This is a genomic window from Campylobacter coli LMG 9860, assembly GCF_000254135.1.
In the GTDB taxonomy this organism is placed as follows: Bacteria; Campylobacterota; Campylobacteria; order Campylobacterales; family Campylobacteraceae; genus Campylobacter_D; species Campylobacter_D coli.
This window is the reverse complement of sequence record NZ_AINS01000101.1, coordinates 1-2,038: the sequence shown is the minus strand read 5'-3', so window position 1 is coordinate 2,038 and position 2,038 is coordinate 1. Positions and strand designations below refer to the sequence as shown.

Sequence of the window (2,038 nt, the reverse complement as noted above, 5' to 3'; positions counted from 1 at the left end):
AATGGTGCGGTTAGCGAGATTTGAACAATATAGAGATATTGCCTATATTTACATATAATTATTTTATATATTTTTACAAAGTCAATATATAGGTCAATAACTTTTTAGAATGCAAAAATAAGATTTCTATTTTTTTCTATTTTTTCGTTTAGTATATCTGTGGTTTCAAAATTATACCATATTGTAGGATTAATCATATCTTTTGCTAATTCCAAAGCTTCGCTCCCATTTCCGCCTTCATTGTTGTCTAAATCGCTACCTTTTTGCTCATTTATCATATCAGGGGTATTAGCTGTAATGCTTTGTACCACATCAAAAATCTTACTAGCTCCACTTAGTAAATTTCCAATAATATTTAAAGTTGATTCAAAAGTTGTCATCTCTTGTGCGATTTGTGCTGTATTTTTTGTAAAATCTGCAGCTAAATTCCAATTATTAGCACCCCAAGCACCTAAAAAATTAACCAAACCCCAAACAGCATTAAGAATTGAAAATAATTTATTTCCAGTTAGAGAACCTATGGCTAAACCTAAGCTAATTCCTAGTGTGATACCCGCAGCTACATTCTCACTCACTCCTATCAATGTTCCTAGCCATGCACCTTGCCCGCCAATCCACCAAGTAGCTACAGCCAAAATAATAGTAACAATAGGTGCCAAAAAGCTTAAAATTCCTTTGCTTGATTTTTCGTATACATAAAGATAATAAAAACTATCCCATAATGCAAACCATCTATCTCTACGTCCATAAGGCAAATTTGAACTTTTTCTATATAGCGGATATACGCTTGGCGTAACACTTGTATCTTTTTTTCCAAAGCTTTGATTATTGAGGTAAGAATAAGCAACATAAGGCTCTTCATAACAAACTAAATTAAACCCATTATAAAAACATAAAGGAGTTGCATATTTACATTTATAATTTTCTTTTATTGAGTTAAATACTTCAAAAAAAGATATCTTTTTGCTTGTTAAAGTATAATATATTTTACTCGGATCACTCTCTCTAGTTTTTTGTGGTTTCTCATATACATTATAGGTTATTTCTACTTTTTCGATTCTAAATATATTTTTATTTAATTCTTTAAAATCATTATAAAATTTTTCAACATCAATGCATAATTTTTTATAAGGTTTTCCAAAAGTTGGTTTAAATTCAACATTTTCTACTTTAATTTCTGGTATTTTAATATCATCAATACTAGGATATATCCATTCGTTATTTTTTTGGATGGTTTGGCAAAAAATAACTACTTCGATATCGTTTATAAGCATTTCATAACTTATGCCTTCTAATGCTTTATTGAGTATATCTTTAAAATTTATTTTTTCATCGATATAAAAAAATCCTTTTCCGTGATATTTCCAAGCTTTTTCTTTTTCAAATAAAAGAGTTAAATTATTTGGAAAACCATAATAATATTGCATATTTCCTAAATTATATTTAGTTCTTATCTCGCAAATATCATGATATATTCCATTTTTACTGCTAGGATCTCCTTTATAGGGTTTGTACGGATCTTGACCCACGAAAAATTGATTTAAGCCCAAATTGCCGTGACTATGTTTATCATAAGGGGCTGTCGATGCACTTTTTATGTTATATTTTTTTACAATATAGGAGTTTGGGTAAAGAGGATGTGTTGCGTTTTGGCTATAACTCCTACCTTTTCTTATGAGTTGTTTATGTAAAAGTTCAACATATTTATTTACGCCTATCATGGCATAAGTAAACCATTGTTTATATACTTCCCCTGTATCCAATTCTCCTATGTTTGATGGATAAGCAGGCTTAAGAGTATAATTTCTCATAAGCCTTTTTTCATCTATAAGCATTATGAAGACTTTTCTATATTTTCTATCTTTTCTTTAACAAGCTTCATAATTTCTTGTGGTATATCAAGCCCACCAGTACAATATCCAAATTGAACACTCTGTGTAACTTTTGCAGCTTCTATTCTTAAGTTATCATTTATTTGAGCAGTTTGTCTAGCTATTAATGCGGGCTTTGCTTTTTCTGTTTCTGTTTGCGCTTGCAA

General features: G+C 29.7%; 1 protein-coding gene and 1 pseudogene. Both read right to left on the bottom strand.

The genetic code is table 11. The features are described from left to right. Positions 1-104: 104 nt before the first annotated feature. Positions 105-1,835: a hypothetical protein gene (locus CCO88_RS09155; protein ID WP_002840420.1), complete on the bottom strand. Its 1,731-nt coding sequence runs from the start codon at positions 1,833-1,835 to the stop codon at positions 105-107. Next, positions 1,835-2,038: pseudogene (locus CCO88_RS09150) on the bottom strand (hypothetical protein); the annotation flags it as partial. The pseudogene CCO88_RS09150 and the gene CCO88_RS09155, both read right to left, overlap by 1 nt.